The organism is Synechocystis salina LEGE 00031 (genome assembly GCF_015207985.1).
Classification (GTDB): Bacteria; Cyanobacteriota; Cyanobacteriia; order Cyanobacteriales; family Microcystaceae; genus Synechocystis; species Synechocystis salina.
Map to the genome: position 1 here is coordinate 36,000 of NZ_JADEVV010000001.1, position 17,928 is coordinate 53,927.

Genomic DNA, 17,928 nt, shown 5'->3' on the forward strand with positions numbered 1-17,928 from the left:
AGGACAGGTCGAACCAAAACCCTCGACTTAACGACTGGTCGGGGTGGAGATTAGCGAGAATCCCATGGTCAACTATAGGCTAAGTGGTGTACATCGGACCACGACGGCAGCAAAGTCTCCGTTAGGTGCGGAAGCGAGCTACTTTTTCTGTGTATTCCACCGGCAGAACCGCCAGGACATTTTCGGGTGGATTGGGGACGATGTAGTGGCTGACAATTTCTCCCCCCATAACGGATTCATTGACCGCGGCTAGACCCATCTTCATCGAGAGATTGACCTCCGACACTGGACCCCTTATTGCGACCACAAAATTTCCCCGTTCCGCCAAGTCATAGTACACCAGGGTCACTCTTCCCCCTTTGAGCATGGCATCGGCGGCGGCCAGAACGGAGGGAAAGCCAAGAGTTTGTATAACGCCAACGGCCTGGGGCATGGGAAATTCCTCTGGGGGGACGGATGGGAACAATCAATCATCAATCGGACTGGGTAAGCGAGGATTAGAACTCAGCTAGCCTTTCATCCTATCAAAAACGTGGCACGGGCAAATCAACACGCAAGGTGCCAGGGCTGTTAACCAGGGGAATTGGTTGCTTGGGCAGGGAACAACGAATAGCTTTCGAGCTGGTGCCCTAATCGATGCCTACCTTGCCCCCTGACTAAAATCCCCGCTATGGGGGCCAGTCAGTGTGTCAAAATACTAGATTGTTGTGCCCCGATCGCCCTTGCTTGTTTTATCTTTACGGATCAGCGGGGGGAGATGCGGCGGCGGTCCAAATCGTTACTACAAACTAAGTTTTCCCCCAGAAATCATGGCTGAGACCCTACTGTTTGCCGCCCTACGCCAAGCCCTTGACGAAGAAATGGGACGGGATGTCAACGTCCTTGTGCTGGGAGAAGATGTGGGGCACTATGGCGGTTCCTACAAGGTGACCAAGGATTTGTACGAAAAGTATGGCGAAATGCGGGTGTTGGATACCCCGATCGCCGAAAACAGTTTCACCGGCATGGCGGTGGGGGCGGCCATGACAGGATTACGCCCAGTCATTGAAGGCATGAACATGGGTTTCCTACTGTTGGCGTTTAACCAAATTGCCAACAATGCCGGCATGTTGCGCTACACTTCCGGCGGTAATTACCAAATTCCCATGGTCATTAGGGGGCCTGGGGGCGTAGGCCGGCAGTTAGGGGCAGAGCACTCCCAACGGTTGGAGGCCTATTTCCATGCAGTGCCGGGGCTAAAAATTGTGGCTTGCTCCACCCCCTATAATGCCAAGGGTCTGCTCAAGGCGGCCATTCGGGACAATAACCCAGTGTTATTTTTTGAGCACGTACTGCTGTACAACCTGAAGGAAAATCTGCCCGACTACGAATATATTGTGCCCTTGGATAAAGCGGAAGTGGTGCGCCCTGGCAAAGACGTGACCATTTTGACCTATTCCCGCATGCGTCACCATTGCTTACAGGCCCTCAAAACCTTGGAAAAAGAAGGTTACGACCCGGAAGTAATCGACTTGATTTCCCTCAAGCCCTTTGACATGGAAACCATTAGCGCTTCGGTGAAGAAAACCCATCGGGTAATTATTGTCGAAGAATGTATGAAGACTGGCGGCATTGGGGCAGAACTAATCGCCCTCATCAATGACCATCTCTTTGATGAATTGGACGCTCCGGTGGTGCGCCTTTCTTCCCAGGATATTCCCACCCCCTATAACGGCATGTTGGAACGGCTGACCATTGTCCAACCACCCCAAATTGTCGACGCAGTCAAGGCGATCGTCGGTTAATAGGCTTCGAAGCAATAGCCCTTGCCGTAAACAGAATTAATCAGGCGGGGGGTATTGGGCTGTTCAATTTTGCGTCGTAGCAACCGCACTAGGGCGGCCAAAACGTTGCTACTGGGGGGGGATTCTCCCGGCCAGAGGCGAGCGTAAATTTCCTCGTGGCTCAAAATTTGCCCCGGGGCCTGAAGGAACAGACTCAGCAAGGCCACTTCCTTTTCCGACAGGGCAATGCGTTGACCTTGACAATAGGCCACTTGATTAGCCACATCTAGGCTGACGTTGTTGACACTAAGCACATTGCTTTTACCTGGAATTTCTGGAGAGATTTCTCCTTGGCCTTGCCGTCGCAATAGGGCTCGCACCCTGGCTAAAAGTTCCCGTAATTCAAAGGGTTTAATTAAATAGTCATCTCCACCGGCATCTAAGCCCGCCACCCGGTCATCGAGAGTATCTTTAGCAGTGAGAAATAAAACCGGCGTTGACCTTCCCAGAGCCCTAATTTGACGACAAATTTCCAACCCAGATACCTGGGGCAACATCCAGTCAAGGATTAATAAATCATATTGACCGGCGATCGCCATGGCTAAACCCATTTGCCCTTGGTCGGCCACATCAGTGCGATAACCCTGATGCCCTAATGCTTTGCTTAAAGGTTCCGTTAAAGCATTTTCGTCGTCCACTAAAAGAATATTGGCCATGGCTAATTCTCTTCCCACAAATAGACCACCCATCCCTGGAACCAAATATGATTCCGACTGACTTACTAATTAATTTTATAATTGATTGAAAAAGTTATTCCCACAGCATTCAGTATTTCTAGTGATGTCTGATCGTGGATGTCAAGCTTAGGGATGGAGCTAACAAAATCAAGGACGGAGAAAATGGAATGGTATTTGCGAATGACATTGAATAATAGCAAATAACAGCGTTCCATTCTTTTATTTACAATAGGTTGCTCACTAATCACTCCAACGCTTCAGCATACTTCGATCAAAAAATTTAAACTCAGTATTCTCATCCTGCTTGGCTTCATACATTGCAATATCAGAAAATTTTAAAATTTCATCACCTTTTTCTGAATCATCAGGTGCAATGGCAATGCCAATGCTGAGCAAAATTTCAATTGATTGGCCCTGAATTATTACAGGTCTTTTAAAAATCTTTAAGATATTAAAGACAATATCCTCAACCTTTAAGCTATTCTCAAGATTTTGTATTATCAAAATAAATTCATCTCCACCGATGCGGAACAGATCATCATCAGAGCGAACAGCCTGCTGAAGTCGATTAGCTGTCTCCTTTAGTACTAGATCTCCAGCGTCATGGCCAAGGGTATCGTTAATTTTTTTGAATTTATTTAGGTCTATAAATAAAATGGCAGTTTTAGAATTGCATTGTTGTGATTTTTTGATAGAATCGTCAATTTTATCAAACATGTCTGCTCGATTTTCCAGCCCAGTTAATTCATCATGGTGAACTTTATAGTCTAATATTTGCGTCCGTTCCTGCACTCTTTCGTTCATTTTAAAAAAAGCAGAGAGTAGATAGCCAATTTCATCATTGGGCAAAATATCTGAAACATCAAGTTTTTCGCCTTTGTCAACTTTCTCTGTGCTAGCAAGAAGTAGTTTCAGTGATGAAAATAATTGTTTATTTAAAAATGAGAGAGTCATAAAGGCAAGAAATACAAAAAACATGATCTGAACATAAATAAATGTAAATAGCACTGCTCTGTTCCTTCGGTAATCACCCTTCCTTTGCTCTAGCAAAACATTTTCTGTATTTACCATTTCCCTAAGTACATTTCTGATATCTTCCATTGACTTCCTGCCTTTACCTTGATTGATAATTTCAAGGGATTTGACATAATTATTTTCCTGATTTAAACGAGTTGTTTCTGATAACTCATTGAGATTAATTTCAAGATATTTTTTGATGGAGTCTAAACGTTGTTGCTGAATAGGATTGTCTATAGTCAAAGTTTTCAATTGCTTGAAATGATATTCAATTTTTTCTAAACTAATCTGATAATGCATCAAATAGGATAGCCTTTTGGTAAGCAAATAATTTCTTTGATTAGCTTCAGCGTTATCTATACTGCCTAAAAAGTTACTTATTTCACCTAAAACTTGATTCGTATGATTGACCCATTCTAGTTTTTCTTCACCATATTTTTCTATTTGAAAACTTATGGCACCGTTACCAATGGCTGTTAGAAATAGCAAAGATAAAAACATCAATACTTTTCTTTTAATACTCATATCCAGCCAATCCGGCTTATTAAAATGTGGATGATTGTCGGGAAAACTTCTACTATCAGGAAATCATTAGAAGATAAAGTGTTCGCCGAAAATATTTAAAACGAATCATAAGATCCCAACCAAGGTCCGCCGGTGACCACCGCCAGCAAAGTTTTTGGGACACGAGTCAACTCAAGATAAACTCTTTCGCTTTCCTGTTGGTCTTGAGAGAATTTTGAAGAGAGTGGGTGTAAAATTCCGATAGTTTGTTTTTGAGTAGGCTCTAATGATCATTTCTTCGATTCTATCAAAATAATCTCAATTATTTAAAGTCCGACTGGGAATAGGTTGAAGCCACAATGCTACTCATGAATAATCACGGCATGTGGTTGAACAAAAATCAGATGAACAATTTGTGGTTGTCTGCACACGGTATGGGCGGGGCAAGTTGGCTAAACATACAGGAGCGGATTTCATGGACAGTGGCATTGAGCAAATCTAATTAGTTTGGGCGGTACCCCTAGGCGATCGCCAGATTTCCATGGCAATATTTAATCCCCAAAGCAAATCCCCCACCAACGAGGGCAGGGGACAAGCTTAATTACCTAACAGAGGATTTTCGTTAACCGAACTTGCCCGCTGTGGAAGCAATTAGGAATGCCGCATAGGTGAGGACATAACCAACGGTGAAGTGGGCTAAGCCAACCAAACGGGCTTGAACGATGGACAACGCAACGGGCTTATCTTTCCAACGAACCAAGTTCGCCAAAGGAGTGCGCTCGTGGGCCCAAACGATGGTTTCAATCAACTCTTGCCAGTAACCCCGCCAAGAGATCAGGAACATGAAGCCGGTGGCCCAGACCAGGTGTCCGAAGAGGAACATCCAAGCCCAAACCGACAGGTTGTTAACACCGTAGGGATTGTAGCCGTTGATCAACTGAGCAGAGTTTGCCCAGAGATAATCCCGGAACCATCCCATCAGGTAGGTAGAGTTTTCGTTGAACTGAGCAACGTTACCCGTCCAAACACCGAGGTGTTTCCAGTGCCAGTAGAAGGTCAACCAGCCCAGGGTATTCAGCATCCAGAACATGGCTAGGTAGAAGGAATCCCAAGCAGAGATGTCGCAGGTACCGCCACGGCCGGGGCCGTCACAGGGGAAGGAGTAACCGAAGTCTTTTTTGTCCGGCATCAACTTGGAACCACGGGCATCCAAAGCACCTTTGATCAAGATCAGGGCAGTGGTGTGCAACCCTAGGGCGATGGCGTGGTGAACCAAGAAGTCCCCAGGACCAATGGTCAAGAACAGGGAATTGGTGCCGCTGTTGATAGCATCCAACCAACCGGGTAACCAAGCGGCTCCAGTGGTGGAAGCAATGCTGTCAGGATTGGAGAGCAATACGTCAAAGCCATAGAGAGCTTTACCGGAAGTTGCTTGAATCCATTGAGCAAAAACAGGCTCGATCAGAATTTGTTTTTCGGGGGTACCGAAGGCCACCACCACATCGTTATGGACATAAAGACCAAGGGTGTGGAAGCCCAAGAAGAGGGATACCCAACTGAGGTGGGAAATCAGTGCTTCTTTGTGTTCAAGCATGCGGGCCAGCACATTATCTTTATTGGCCACAGGATCGTAATCCCGGACAAAGAAGATGGCACCGTGGGCAAAAGCACCGACCATCAGGAATCCAGCAATGTACTGGTGATGGGTGTAGAGGGCTGCTTGGGTGGTGTGGTCCTGGGCAATAAAGGCGTAGGAGGGCAGGGAGTACATGTGCTGCGCCACCAGGGAAGTAATAACCCCTAAGCTTGCCAAGGCTAAGCCGAGTTGGAAGTGGAGGGAGTTATTGATGGTGTCGTACAGGTTGGTATGGCCTGCGCCGGTTAGGGGACCTTTATGGGCATTAAGAATTTCTTTGATGCTGTGGCCAATGCCCCAGTTGGTGCGATACATGTGACCAGCAATGATGAAGATCACGGCGATCGCCAAATGGTGGTGGGCAATGTCCGTCAACCAGAGAGCTTCCGTTTGGGGGTGGAATCCACCCAGGAAGGTCAGGATTGCGGTACCAGCACCTTCAGAAGTACCAAAAATGTGGCCAGCAGTGTCGGGATCCGCCGCATACACGCCCCAGTTGCCGGTGAAGAAAGGCATCAAGCCAGCGGGGTGGGGAGGGGTAGACAGGAAGTTATCCCAACCAACGTGTTGACCCCGGGCTTCGGGAATCGCAACGTGGACCAAGTGACCAGCCCAAGCCAAGGAGCTAACCCCGAACAAACCAGCCAAGTGGTGATTTAAGCGGGATTCGGCATTTTTAAACCAAGCTAAGCTAGGACGGAACTTCGGTTGGAGGTGTAACCAGCCTGCAAACAAAAACAGGGAAGCTAACACTAATAGGAAGACCGCACCAGAGTAGAGCTCTTGGTTGGTGGTCATACCAATGGTGTAGAACCAGTGGTAAACCCCGGAATAAGCAATGTTAACCGGGTTAGAAGCCCCAGCTTGGGTGAAGGCATTGACAGCCCCCTCGCCAAAGTGGGGATCCCAAATCGCATGGGCGATCGGGCGAATATTTAAAGGATCTTTAATCCATTGTTCAAAGTTACCTTGCCACGCAACGTGGAAAAGGGTGCCAGACGTCCACAGGAAAATGATGGCGATGTGACCAAAGTGGGAGGCAAAAATCTTTTGGTAAAGATTCTCCTCAGTCATCCCATCGTGGGTTTCAAAGTCGTGGGCCGTAGCAATCCCGTACCAAATACGCCGTGTAGTCGGGTCTTGGGCGAGATCCTGGCTAAATTTAGGAAATTTAGTTGCCATAGCTTTTTCGGAAATTCTCCTCGTTAAGCAAGCAAAATGAGGCTAATGCAGAAGCGCTGCTCATTTCCGGATTGTTAAAGCCACTATAACAAGGGGTTATAGGGGTGAATATAGGGTAAAAGCGAAATTAAAACCGCTTCTATTAAAGGCTGGGGAGGGTGAAGGGCAGGGGGAGGATTAGGAATGGTAAAAACCTCAGCCAATCCCCCTGGTTTATCCCGGAAAACCCAACTTCAGCTCAAAGTCTAGCCAATGGAAAGACTGCGGGCGAGGAAGAACGCCCAGGTGGTAACAATACCTCCGAGGAGATAATGTGCTACACCGACCGCACGACCTTGAATGATGCTCAAAGCGCGGGGTTGAATGGCAGGAGCCACATTCAGTTTGTTGTGAGCCCAGACAATGGACTCGATCAACTCTTGCCAATATCCCCGTCCACTGAACAGGAACATGAGGCTGAAGGCGAAGACAAAGTGTCCGGCGAGGAACATAATGCCATAGGCCGACAGGGCAGAACCATAGGAGTTGATTACGTTGGCGGCTTGGGCCCAAAGGAAGTCCCGCAACCAGCCATTGATAGTGATGGCACTTTGGGCAAAGTTACCCAGGGTCACATGGGTGACACCGCCATCGGGGGAAACAGTACCCCAAACATCGGACTGCATTTTCCAACTGAAGTGGAAGATGACGATGGAAAGGGAGTTGTACATCCAGAACAGACCGAGGAAAACGTGGTCCCAACCAGATACTTGGCAGGTACCGCCGCGACCGGGGCCATCACAGGGGAAACGGAAGCCGAGATTCGCTTTATCGGGGACAAGGCGAGAACTACGGGCATACAGAACCCCTTTGAGGAGGATCAGAGCCGTTACGTGGATGGTGAAAGCGTGGATGTGGTGAACCATGAAATCCGCCGTACCCAGGGTGATGGGCATCATGGCGACTTTACCGGCAACGGCAACGGTTTCTCCACCAAAGGCATAGCTGGCAGTGGCCAAGGCATTGGGAGCAGTGGCTCCGGGGGCCAAGGTGTGCAGGTGCTGTACCCATTGGGCAAAGATAGGTTGCAATTGAATGGCCGTGTCGGAAAACATGTCCTGGGGACGGCCTAAAGCCCGCATGGTGTCGTTGTGGATGTAAAGACCAAAGCTATGGAAGCCGAGGAAAATACATACCCAGTTGAGATGGGAAATGATGGCGTCACGGTGGCGCAGCATCCGATCCAGCAAGTTATTAACGTTTTTGGCGGGATCGTAATCACGCACCATGAAGATGGCGCCATGGGCACCGGCCCCTACGATGAGGAAGCCGCCAATCCACATGTGGTGGGTGAATAGGGATAGCTGCGTAGCGTAATCGATCGCCTGGTAGGGATAGGGCGGCATCGCATACATGTGTTGTGCAACGATGATCGTCAAAGAACCTAACAGGGCGAGGTTAATGGCCAATTGAGCGTGCCAAGAAGTGGTCAGGATTTCATAAAGTCCTTTGTGACCTTCCCCGGTGAAGGGGCCCTTGTGGGCTTCGAGGATCTCTTTCATACTGTGACCGATGCCCCAGTTCGTGCGGTACATATGACCGGCAATGATGAACAGGACGGCGATCGCCAAGTGGTGGTGAGCGGTATCAGATAACCACAATCCGCCGGTTACCGGATTCAATCCCCCCTTAAAGGTGAGGAAGTCAGCGTAGACTCCCCAGTTGAGGGTAAAGAACGGCGTCAAGCCCTGGGCAAAGCTGGGGTAGAGTTCCGCCATTTTGCTCGGCTCTAAAATAAACTCGTGGGGGAGGGGAATGTCCTTAGGAGCAACCCCAGCATCCAAAAGTTTATTAATGGGCATGGAAACGTGGATCTGGTGACCCGCCCATCCCAAGGAGCCTAAACCCAACAAACCAGCCAAATGATGGTTCATCATCGACTCCACATTTTGGAACCATTCCAATTTGGGAGCTTTGACGTGGTAGTGGAACCAGCCAGCGAACAGCATTAGGGCAGCCATAACCAAACCACCAATGGCGGTGCAGTAAAGCTGATAGCTGTCGGTGAAACCGGAGGCCCGCCAGAGATAAAACAGGCCGGACGTAATCTGAATACCGTGGAAGCCGCCGCCCACATCTCCATTCAAAATGCCTTGACCAACAATGGGCCAAACCACTTGAGCACTGGGTTTAATGTGGGTGGGGTCAGCTAACCAACCTTCGTAATTGGAAAATTTCGCGCCGTGGAAGTACATTCCACTTAACCAAACAAAGACCACAGCGAGGTGCCCAAAGTGAGCACTGAAGATTTTGCGCGAAACATCTTCTAAATCGCTGGTCTGACTATCAAAATCATGGGCATTGGCATGGAGATTCCAAATCCAGGTGGTGGTTTTGGGACCTCTAGCTAAAGTCCGGTCGAAGTGACCCGGCTTGCCCCACTTCTCGAAGGAAGTTGGTACCGGATTGTTATCAACCGAGACTTTGGCCTTAGCCTCTCTTTCGGGTGGACTAATTGTCATGCAGGGTTCTCCTCGCTCGACAATGAACTATTAAGGGTTTCCTATGCAGAATAGTGTAATAGAGGAAGCGTAAAAAAGGGAATTAGTTTTCGCTTCATAATAACGATGTTAAACCTTGCACAGATAGGCGTTTTCAGCAAACATCACTAGAAGATAATACGGCCTCCCCCCCCCTAGGCAAGACCTGCGTAACAATAATTAAAAATTGCCCCAGCCCTGACCAGTTCTAGCTCCTGGATTTTTCAAAGACTTACAAAAGTCAAGATAAAGTTGAACTTTGTTACAAAAATTTACAGCATTTTCATCAATTTACAACTGATAGCAATGGACACCGTCAAAAATTAGATAGAAATTAATCAATGTTGTTGCTATAACGGCCTTAATTTTAAGAAATGTTAAGAAAAGGATTTTGGCAATGCTCTCCATAGATAAAAATTATGATCGCCCTTGGGACGATGGGGACGTTTTACAAATTGGCCCAGAAGCTGAACAGGAAAATCAGTCCGACGGTCTGGCTTGGACTCTGCTGGAATGTTTTGCGGAGGTTAAAAATCCCTGGTTGACTTTGAAAGGAGAAAGGTGGCAGGACGGCCAGGCCAGGAGATTGGATTATTGGCGAGTGGAAAAGGCTGATTCTTTGGTGTTGTTGCCCCAACAGGGCGATCGCTTGCTTTTACCCCATCCTATTTTCCGGCCGGGGATAGGTCGATCTACTTGGGATTTTCCCGGAGGAAGGCTCACGGATATAACTAAGGTGGAGCTAACTTTGGCTGAAATTCTCAATCGGGAACTGGATGTCCCCCTGGATGCCATCACTGAAATAGTGCCCCTCAATCCCGGCGGTTGGACCGTTAATAGTTCTTTCTCCAACCAAAAGCTCCATGGCTATTGGATCAGGATCAACGAAGATTTTTCCCCCAACCCCAAGGCGATCGGAGCCGAGTTCCATGTCCCTTCACAACTAGTCGATTTGCTAAAAATTTTGGACTGTTTGCAATGTCGGGCCCTACTGCGGGAATGGCAACAGATTAATCACCGATTTGATGGTTCAGATTAAAAGCCTAAATTTGCCCCAGGAATAAACTCCCCCCCCAGGGCGATCGCCATTTCCTCTAATTACCCAGACTTATCATTTGCTTAAGCAAATGGTTGTTGATCTGGGATTTTATTTAACCTATGATATGGTGTAACAAATAACACTGTTTCTATGCATCTAGCGTCTACCATTGCTGCTTGGCTATGGTCGCGTCTCCTTGGGGCCTAGATAAAATCAGCCATTTCGGCCATCACTTTAATTGTATTAGCTTTTCCCTGTCTAGGTTCTAGACGGTCTTGGGTTCTTCGCACCGAGTAATCCGGAAAATTTTTCGGTGACTCGAACGTTTGGACGGCGAAAGTGGAACCTTGTTAACAAAATTTCCCACAACCCCCATGTTAGAAAGTTTAAGTCGAATTATCTGGCTAGTACCTTGCTACGCTCTCTTAGGTGCCCTCTTAGCAGTCCCTTGGTCACCGGGCTTAACTCGACAAACGGGGCCAAGACCGGCGGGCTATATCAGCACTTTAATGACTTTCACTGCATTTTTGCATAGTCTGCTAGTGCTTATCTATATTTGGCAGCAACCCGCCATCGATCTTTCTTTTCCCTGGCTACAGGCCGCTGACCTAGAGATTAGCTTTGATTTAAAAATATCCACCGTCAACATTGCTGCCTTAGTGGTGATTACTGGCCTTAACTTGGGGGCACAGATTTATGCCATTGGCTACCTAGAAAGGGACTGGGGCTGGGCCAGATTTTTCTCGCTAATGGCTCTATTTGAAGCGGGATTATGCACTTTAGTGTTGTGCAACTCACTGTTTTTCAGCTACGTTGTTCTGGAAATTTTGACCCTAGGGACCTATCTTCTCATTGGCTATTGGTTCAATCAATCCCTAGTGGTGACCGGGGCGAGGGATGCTTTTTTAACTAAACGGGTTGGGGATTTAATTTTATTAATGGGGGTGGTGGCCCTACTACCTCTGGCTGGAAGTTGGAATTATGATGATTTAGCCCAATGGGCTGCCAGTGCAGACTTAAATCCCACCGCCGCTACCCTGCTTTGTCTAGCCTTAATTGCTGGACCTTTGGCTAAATGTGCCCAATTTCCGCTCCATCTCTGGTTGGATGAAGCCATGGAAGGGCCGATTCCCGCCACCATTCTCAGGAATACAGTGGTGGTTTCAACGGGAGCATGGGTTTTGGTAAAAGTACAACCCATTCTGGCCCTTTCCCCTGTGGCTTTAACCTTCATGGTCACTGTCGGTTCCCTAACGGCGATCGGTGCTTCCCTCATCGCCATTGCCCAGATTGATATTAAGCGGTCCCTTTCCTATGTGGTCAGTGCCTATATGGGCTTGGTGTTTATTGCTGTGGGCACAGGGCAAGGAGAAACGGCTCTACAATTGATTTTCACCTACACCTTCGCCATGGCAATTTTGGTCATGTGTGTGGGGGGCATTATTCTTAACAATGTTAGCCAGGACTTGACCCAGTACGGTGGTCTTTGGAGTCGTCGTCCGATTTCTGGTTTGAGTTATCTGGTCGGGATTGCTTCCCTTATTGCCCTACCTCCCTTTGGCACCTTTTGGGCGTGGTTAAAACTGACAGAACATTTAGCAGAGACCAATCCCTTACTAGTGGGAGTTTTGTTAGTTGTCAATCTACTCACCGCCTTCAATGTAACCAGGGAATTTTGTTTGATTTTCGGTGGTGAAGCTAAACCGATGACTACCCGATCGCCAGAGGGTTTGTGGGCCCTGGTGCTGCCCATGGTGGTAACAGTGGGTTTTGCTCTGCATCTTTCCCTCATCTTAAAGCAAGGAAATTTATTGCCGGATTTTGCCGACATCAATTGGGGACTAAGCTCAGTTTTAATTATTTCTAGCTTGCTTGGTGTGGGAAGTTCAGCCTTTATTTACCTCAATCCCAAAATTACTAAACCGATTAATTTACCCTTGCCCGCACTACAAAACTTTTTTGCCTATGACTTATATACAGACAAATTCTACAAAATCACCATTGTCGCCATCATTGACTCAATTTCTCGTTTGATTAACTGGTTCGACAAAACCTTTGTAGATGGAGTAATTAATTTAATCGGCATCGTAACAATTTTTAGTGGTCAGAGCCTGAAATATAACGTTTCTGGTCAGACGCAATTTTATGTTCTTTCCATCGTTCTAGGCTTGACTTTAATTGGCGCATTTCTCAGTTATTCCCTATTTGGCCAAGCATTTTAAGCCCAAGTCCAAGAAAATCAAAACTGAACGAATTCCATCCATTGACTCTGGTTTGTGTTTGATTTTCCCCCGGCAAGATTTACCTTCATCTAACTGATTTATCACCTCTTTTTGCCATGCTTAGCCTGCTATTAATCCTGCCAGTTATCGGAGCTTTAATTATTGGCTTTTTTCCGGGCAACATACCAGCCAAACAACTGCGGCAAATCACCGAACTATTTGCTGTGTTGACCCTGGTTTGGTCATTGCTAGTGTTGTTTAAGTTTGATGTTACGGACCCCCAGTTTCAATTCCAGGAATATATACCTTGGATTCCCCAGCTTGGTTTAAACTACAGCCTTGCCATTGATGGGTTATCCCTCCCCCTAGTCATTCTTAATAACTTGTTAACGGGAGTGGCGATTTACAGTATTGGGCCCAACGTCAATAGGTCAAGACTTTATTATGGCTTGATTTTGTTAATTAATGCTGGTATTTCCGGTGCCCTACTAGCCCAAAACTTGCTTCTATTTATCGTCTTCTACGAACTGGAATTAATTCCCTTCTACTTGATGATCGCCATTTGGGGTGGGGAAAAGCGGGGTTATGCCTCCATGAAATTTCTGCTCTACACTGCCTTTTCTGGTCTGTTGGTGTTGGCGGCTTTTCTCGGCATGAGTTTGCTAAGTGGTAGCCATTCTTTTGATTACAACCCACAAATTACCCAAACCTTCACTGAGTCTGCCCAAACCGTTCTGCTGATTCTAATTTTGCTGGGTTTTGGCATCAAAATTCCCCTAGTGCCTCTCCACACTTGGTTACCGGATGCCTACACAGAAGCTTCCCCCGCCACGGCCATTCTATTGGGGGGAATTTTATCCAAACTTGGAACCTACGGCATCATTCGCTTTGGTCTGCAATTATTTCCCCAAACCTGGGCCCAGTTTGCCCCGGTGCTAGCCATCATTGGCACCGTCACTGTACTGTACGGAGCCCTCTCGGCGATCGCCCAAAAAGACATCAAACGGATGGTGGCCTATAGCTCCATTGGCCACATGGGATATATCTTGGTGGCCGCCGCCGCTGGCACGGAATTAAGTGTGTTGGGGGCAGTGGCCCAAATGGTTAGCCACGGCCTGATTTTGGCCTTGTTATTTCACCTGGTTGGTATCGTCGAACGGAAAGCTGGTACCCGCGACCTGGATGTGTTGAATGGCTTGATGAATCCCATTCGGGGTTTGCCCCTCACCAGTGCCCTATTAATTACTGGGGGCATGGCCAGTGCTGGCATTCCTGGCTTGGTGGGGTTTGCAGCGGAATTCATCGTTTTCCAAGGCAGTTTTCCCACCTTTCCCATTCCCACCCTACTCTGCATTCTGGCTTCGGGTTTAACAGCGGTCTATTTTGTCATTCTTTTAAACCGTACCTGCTTTGGCAAGCTTGATAATCAACAGGCTTACTATCCGAAAGTATTAGCCTCGGAAATGCTACCGGCCCTGGTATTAACCGCCATTATTTTCTTCCTCGGTGTTCAGCCCAACTATTTAGTGCATTGGACGCAAACCACCACCAATGAAATGATTGCCCAACTGCCCCATGGCACTCCCGCTGTTGAGCAATTAGCCCAAGGGGTGACCTTGCCATAGCTTTAACGCCGTTGCCATTGTCCGTTGTCTTGAGTGCAGTTTATTTTTTCCTCGTGAACCAGAAATGACTACCCTGACCCAAAACACCATCTTACCCCCCTCCACCCATCCCTTTGCGGACGTTATCCATCGCCTTGAAGCCGGTGGATCCATGTTGCCAGACACCCCAGAAAATTTGATGCAGATCATTGGCATTTACAAAGCCTATGCTGTGCCCATGGATTTTTACTGGCGGGATCTGCTCTACATTGCGGAGCGGGTTTTCCTGAATCCCCTACGTTTCTTTAAATATTTTTTGCCCCAGGAATATTTAGACCTAGCCAACCACTATGCCGGGGAAACTGCCGATCTGAGAATCTGGCGGGGGGAAGCTTCCGCCCATCCTGAGTTGCTGGAATTCATGGAAAAAGGCAACACCACCAAAATGCCCAAACTGTTTCATCACCTCTGGCATGACCGCATCAATATGGAGTTTGCGGAAGCCTGTATGCAAGCTATGCTATGGCATGGCCGAGATATGGGCATGGGCAAATTCGATGCTTACCTAGACAGTGATGAATATAAGGCCAACGCAGATAAAGCGATTCGCGCTTACTTCAAGGGTAATCCCCCTATGTTGGCGTTGTATAAACTTTTCCCTGATTTATTTTTGGAACAGGTTAGAGAACTATCCTACTATTCCAATTTGGGGCTTTTTTGGGAAGTGATGGCGCCGGTATTCTTTGAAATGTCCGACATTTACGATGAGGGTGGATTTAAAGGAGTTCCTGATGCCATGAACTTCTTGGTTAACGGTATTTTTGCCATTGCTGGCCGCCCCATTTATCACCATGTTTATATTGATGGCGAATGTTTAGAAATTATTCCCAAATCTAAAGGTTTTACTTGGCTTTATGAAGCGGCATTACCCTATGTGGAAGCTGTGTTTTACCGCACGGCGCCATTCCGGGGCACCAAATCCTACAATGCCCAGGCCAAACAGGTACCAGACGAACAAAAGGATTTTCACTACGGTATTTTGTACGCCGATGTTTTCCCCGTTGGTACTGCGGGCATTCCCCCCACGTTGTTAATGGATGATATGTTGCACTTTTTACCGCCCTATTTGGTGGAATATTATCAAAAACATTGCCGGGGCGAAGACGATATGTTGGTGCAGTTGGGGATCACTTTCCAGCGCTCAATGTACAATGTTACTTCGGCAGTTATCCAGGCTTTACGGACAGCATTGTTATATCCCCTAGATGATCCTAACCCCCGGCATTTAGCTAAAAATCGACAATTTTTTGAAGCTCAAATTGACCGATTTCTCCGTCCTGAGGCCCGCTTAAAAGATATTCAAACTGATCGCTATCGTTAGTTGCCTTCAGTTTAACCTACAGACTGGGTTGAAATAAACTGAAATTTTGTCTTCAATCTCCCCATTTTTGGGAAAATTGTGAATTTTTTCTCCCTAATGGGGAAATTAAAAATTTTCCTCACCCCTGCTCCTGCTAACTGTTCCGTGCTTGCCCAACTAAGCTGAGTAAATCCATGCCTAACATTGTTGAAATTGCCGTAGCCGACGATAGATTTTCTACTTTGGTAACCGCTGTCACTGCGGCCAATTTGGTTGATGTGTTGCAAAGCCCTGGGCCCTTTACGGTATTTGCTCCCACTGATGCGGCCTTTGCCAAACTTCCCCCTGGTACCATTACCACCCTAGTACAAAACATTCCCCAATTGGCGCGGATTCTGACCTACCATGTGGTTGCTGGAAAGCTTAACCAAGCCGATTTATGTCGCCTATCAACCGTTGATTCGGTGGAAGGTTCCCCGATCGCCATTGATTGTACGGAGGGATTTGAAGTGAAAAATGCTACGGTAATTATCCCCGATATCGAAGCGGACAACGGCATCATCCATGTGATTGATAATGTCATTCTGATGGGATAGGCATGGTGTCCCATTTGTGCAAAACCTGCGTCCCAGGGGGTAATGGCTTGGTATTCCAACTGCGGAGCCAATGGACTAGGATGGAAAATAGTAATCCCAACGGTAATGCTGTTGGTAGGAGCCATCTGTGAACAATTTTTCCCCCAAATTTGTTACCGTCAACCAATCAGGCCTAGGCTGTGGCTTGACCGTGCTGGCTGTGGCCTTGCTCCTCAGTGCCATTGGTCTGAAATGGGTTGTCAATGGCATTGCTCTATTAATTTTGCTGTTGTTTCTGGCACCCACGGTGGGCTTTTTGGTATTTCGCTGGTGGCTGAAGAGAAAACTGGTAGATGGGGATTGTCCCGTTTGTCAGTACCACTTCACCGGCTTTGATGGTCAACCATGCCGATGCCCGAGTTGTGGGGAAGTTTTGGAGGTAAGCAATGGCCAATTTACCCGTCCCACTCCCCCCGGCACCATTGACGTGCAAGCGGTGGACGTATCAGTTAAAGCCCTGGATGAATCCTGATCTTTATGGGATTCCAAGAGAATTTTCACTGTCGTTCTGACAGCCACTGGGCGATCGCCGGCGGCAGATCCCGTTGCACTTTGCCACTAACATACATACCAATGTGCCCCACAGGGAAGGATTGTACGGTGTAGTCACTGTTTTCGGGCAAATATTCCCCCAGAGCGAGAGAAGAAGCCGGGGCAACCAAATGATCTTTTTCGGCATATAAATTCAAAATGGGCATGGTGAGGTGGTGCAAATCCACCCGGCGATCGCCGATCATTACTTCCCCTTTAATCAACTTATTTTGTTGATAAAAATCCTTGAGGAATTGACGGTAAGTTTCCCCCGCTTGATCGGGACTATCAAAAATCCATTTTTCCATGCGGAGAAAGTTTAATAATTTGGCCTCATCCCCCATAATATTTGGCACATCCAGATACTTTTGATAACCCAATTGCAAGGGCTTGAGCATGAGAAATTCCAAATTAAGATAATCCCCTGGAATGTTGCCCATGGCATCCACCATGAGATCAATGTCCACGGCTTCCGCCCCCAGGGTACAGCCCCCCCTGGCGTTTAATAAAGTACCGGGTTGCTCAAAGTCCACCGGGGCCACCATCACCACTAAGCTTTTAACTTTCTCAGGAAAAAGGGAAGCATAGCACAAACTAAATGTACCCCCCTGACAGACCCCTAGGAGGGTGATTTTTTCCTGTTGGGAGCGCTGGCAAATTACATCGACACAGTTGTTTAAATAACCGCATAAATGATCCTCTAGGGTCAACCAACGATCGCCACGGGAAGGATAACCCCAATCAATTAGGTACACATCCAAACCCAGTTTAAGTAGGTTGGCCACCAGGGAACGCCCTTCTTGCAAATCCACCATGTAGGGGCGATTCACCAAAGCGTAAACAATTAAAACAGGAACAGGCAGGGGATTTTCCACCACCGGTTGGAAGCGGTAAAGAACGACCTTATCTTCCTGGTAAATTGCCTCTTTAGGGGTAAAACCTACTTGAATATCATCTTCATTCAAACCCTGTAAATTTTCCAAGCCGGAGAGGAATTTTTCAGTAAAATCTAACGTTTCATGGAGATTTTCTTCCATGCCCATCTGAGCAAAAAAAGGCAACATAATTTTTAACCAATGAACAATAAAAAAAAGTAAAAACATTAACGGTTAATCAGCTAACCAAGAGCATTATCCGAACAGAATGTAATTCTTTCTCTGCAATCCTCTACTAAGATTT

13 protein-coding genes are annotated in these 17,928 nt (G+C 47.2%); 7 read left to right on the forward strand and 6 right to left on the reverse strand.

The annotated features are described in order from the left end of the window. Positions 1 to 121: 121 nt before the first annotated feature. Positions 122 to 433 (reverse strand): carbon dioxide-concentrating mechanism protein CcmK, encoded by a 312-nt coding sequence (locus IQ217_RS00180; RefSeq protein WP_010872076.1) that lies wholly within the window; start codon positions 431 to 433, stop codon positions 122 to 124. A 376-nt stretch (positions 434 to 809) separates the two neighbouring features. On the opposite strand from IQ217_RS00180, the gene IQ217_RS00185 reads away from it, so the two are divergent. Further along, on the forward strand, positions 810 to 1,784 hold the full coding sequence (locus IQ217_RS00185; protein WP_190598966.1) for an alpha-ketoacid dehydrogenase subunit beta: 975 nt from the start codon (positions 810 to 812) through the stop codon (positions 1,782 to 1,784). Here the strand turns inward: IQ217_RS00185 and IQ217_RS00190 are convergent. From IQ217_RS00190 to psaA, 4 genes are all read right to left on the reverse strand, one after another. Next, positions 1,781 to 2,479, reverse strand: a complete 699-nt coding sequence (locus tag IQ217_RS00190; protein WP_194018491.1) for a response regulator transcription factor — start codon at positions 2,477 to 2,479, stop codon at positions 1,781 to 1,783. The two genes, IQ217_RS00185 and IQ217_RS00190, sit on opposite strands and share 4 nt — an antisense overlap. A 261-nt stretch (positions 2,480 to 2,740) precedes the next feature. Continuing rightward, positions 2,741 to 4,042 carry a diguanylate cyclase domain-containing protein gene (locus IQ217_RS00195; protein WP_194018492.1) on the reverse strand — a complete coding sequence of 434 codons (1,302 nt, stop codon included), beginning with the start codon at positions 4,040 to 4,042 and terminating at the stop codon, positions 2,741 to 2,743. 601 nt (positions 4,043 to 4,643) lie between these two features. Further along, on the reverse strand, positions 4,644 to 6,839 hold the full coding sequence (gene psaB, locus IQ217_RS00200; protein ID WP_190598962.1) for a photosystem I core protein PsaB: 2,196 nt from the start codon (positions 6,837 to 6,839) through the stop codon (positions 4,644 to 4,646). Positions 6,840 to 7,084: 245 nt separating this feature from the next. Next, the gene (psaA, locus tag IQ217_RS00205) at positions 7,085 to 9,340 is read right to left on the reverse strand and encodes a photosystem I core protein PsaA (RefSeq protein ID WP_190598961.1); all 2,256 of its coding nucleotides are present in this window, start codon (positions 9,338 to 9,340) and stop codon (positions 7,085 to 7,087) included. Positions 9,341 to 9,755: 415 nt separating this feature from the next. On the opposite strand from psaA, the gene IQ217_RS00210 reads away from it, so the two are divergent. The 6 genes from IQ217_RS00210 to cupAR all read left to right on the forward strand — a co-directional run bounded on the left by IQ217_RS00210 (position 9,756) and on the right by cupAR (position 16,690). Continuing rightward, positions 9,756 to 10,397: a hypothetical protein gene (locus IQ217_RS00210; RefSeq protein ID WP_190598960.1), complete on the forward strand. Its 642-nt coding sequence runs from the start codon at positions 9,756 to 9,758 to the stop codon at positions 10,395 to 10,397. Between the two features lie 374 nt (positions 10,398 to 10,771). Beyond that, positions 10,772 to 12,619 carry an NAD(P)H-quinone oxidoreductase subunit F gene (locus IQ217_RS00215; RefSeq protein WP_194018493.1) on the forward strand — a complete coding sequence of 616 codons (1,848 nt, stop codon included), beginning with the start codon at positions 10,772 to 10,774 and terminating at the stop codon, positions 12,617 to 12,619. A gap of 116 nt (positions 12,620 to 12,735) precedes the next feature. Then, complete coding sequence (locus IQ217_RS00220) at positions 12,736 to 14,244, forward strand: NADH-quinone oxidoreductase subunit M (RefSeq protein ID WP_190598958.1); 1,509 nt, start codon at positions 12,736 to 12,738, stop codon at positions 14,242 to 14,244. Between the two features lie 64 nt (positions 14,245 to 14,308). After that, complete coding sequence (locus tag IQ217_RS00225; protein ID WP_190598957.1) at positions 14,309 to 15,604, forward strand: CO2 hydration protein; 1,296 nt, start codon at positions 14,309 to 14,311, stop codon at positions 15,602 to 15,604. Positions 15,605 to 15,777: 173 nt separating this feature from the next. Further along, positions 15,778 to 16,179: a fasciclin domain-containing protein gene (locus IQ217_RS00230; RefSeq protein ID WP_194018494.1), complete on the forward strand. Its 402-nt coding sequence runs from the start codon at positions 15,778 to 15,780 to the stop codon at positions 16,177 to 16,179. A gap of 127 nt (positions 16,180 to 16,306) precedes the next feature. Next, on the forward strand, positions 16,307 to 16,690 hold the full coding sequence (gene cupAR / locus IQ217_RS00235) for a CupA regulator CupAR (RefSeq protein ID WP_190598955.1): 384 nt from the start codon (positions 16,307 to 16,309) through the stop codon (positions 16,688 to 16,690). A 25-nt stretch (positions 16,691 to 16,715) separates the two neighbouring features. Here the strand turns inward: cupAR and IQ217_RS00240 are convergent, their stop codons facing one another. After that, positions 16,716 to 17,813: a class III poly(R)-hydroxyalkanoic acid synthase subunit PhaC gene (locus IQ217_RS00240; protein ID WP_194018495.1), complete on the reverse strand. Its 1,098-nt coding sequence runs from the start codon at positions 17,811 to 17,813 to the stop codon at positions 16,716 to 16,718. Between the last annotated feature and the right edge of the window lie 115 nt (positions 17,814 to 17,928).

Coding starts and splice junctions, on each gene's coding strand:
- IQ217_RS00180 (WP_010872076.1), bottom strand. CDS start 433: ATGCCCCAGGCCGTTGGCGTTATACAAACTCTTGGCTTTCCCTCCGTT.
- IQ217_RS00185 (WP_190598966.1), top strand. CDS start 810: ATGGCTGAGACCCTACTGTTTGCCGCCCTACGCCAAGCCCTTGACGAA.
- IQ217_RS00190 (WP_194018491.1), bottom strand. CDS start 2,479: ATGGCCAATATTCTTTTAGTGGACGACGAAAATGCTTTAACGGAACCT.
- IQ217_RS00195 (WP_194018492.1), bottom strand. CDS start 4,042: ATGAGTATTAAAAGAAAAGTATTGATGTTTTTATCTTTGCTATTTCTA.
- psaB (WP_190598962.1), bottom strand. CDS start 6,839: ATGGCAACTAAATTTCCTAAATTTAGCCAGGATCTCGCCCAAGACCCG.
- psaA (WP_190598961.1), bottom strand. CDS start 9,340: ATGACAATTAGTCCACCCGAAAGAGAGGCTAAGGCCAAAGTCTCGGTT.
- IQ217_RS00210 (WP_190598960.1), top strand. CDS start 9,756: ATGCTCTCCATAGATAAAAATTATGATCGCCCTTGGGACGATGGGGAC.
- IQ217_RS00215 (WP_194018493.1), top strand. CDS start 10,772: ATGTTAGAAAGTTTAAGTCGAATTATCTGGCTAGTACCTTGCTACGCT.
- IQ217_RS00220 (WP_190598958.1), top strand. CDS start 12,736: ATGCTTAGCCTGCTATTAATCCTGCCAGTTATCGGAGCTTTAATTATT.
- IQ217_RS00225 (WP_190598957.1), top strand. CDS start 14,309: ATGACTACCCTGACCCAAAACACCATCTTACCCCCCTCCACCCATCCC.
- IQ217_RS00230 (WP_194018494.1), top strand. CDS start 15,778: ATGCCTAACATTGTTGAAATTGCCGTAGCCGACGATAGATTTTCTACT.
- IQ217_RS00240 (WP_194018495.1), bottom strand. CDS start 17,813: ATGTTGCCTTTTTTTGCTCAGATGGGCATGGAAGAAAATCTCCATGAA.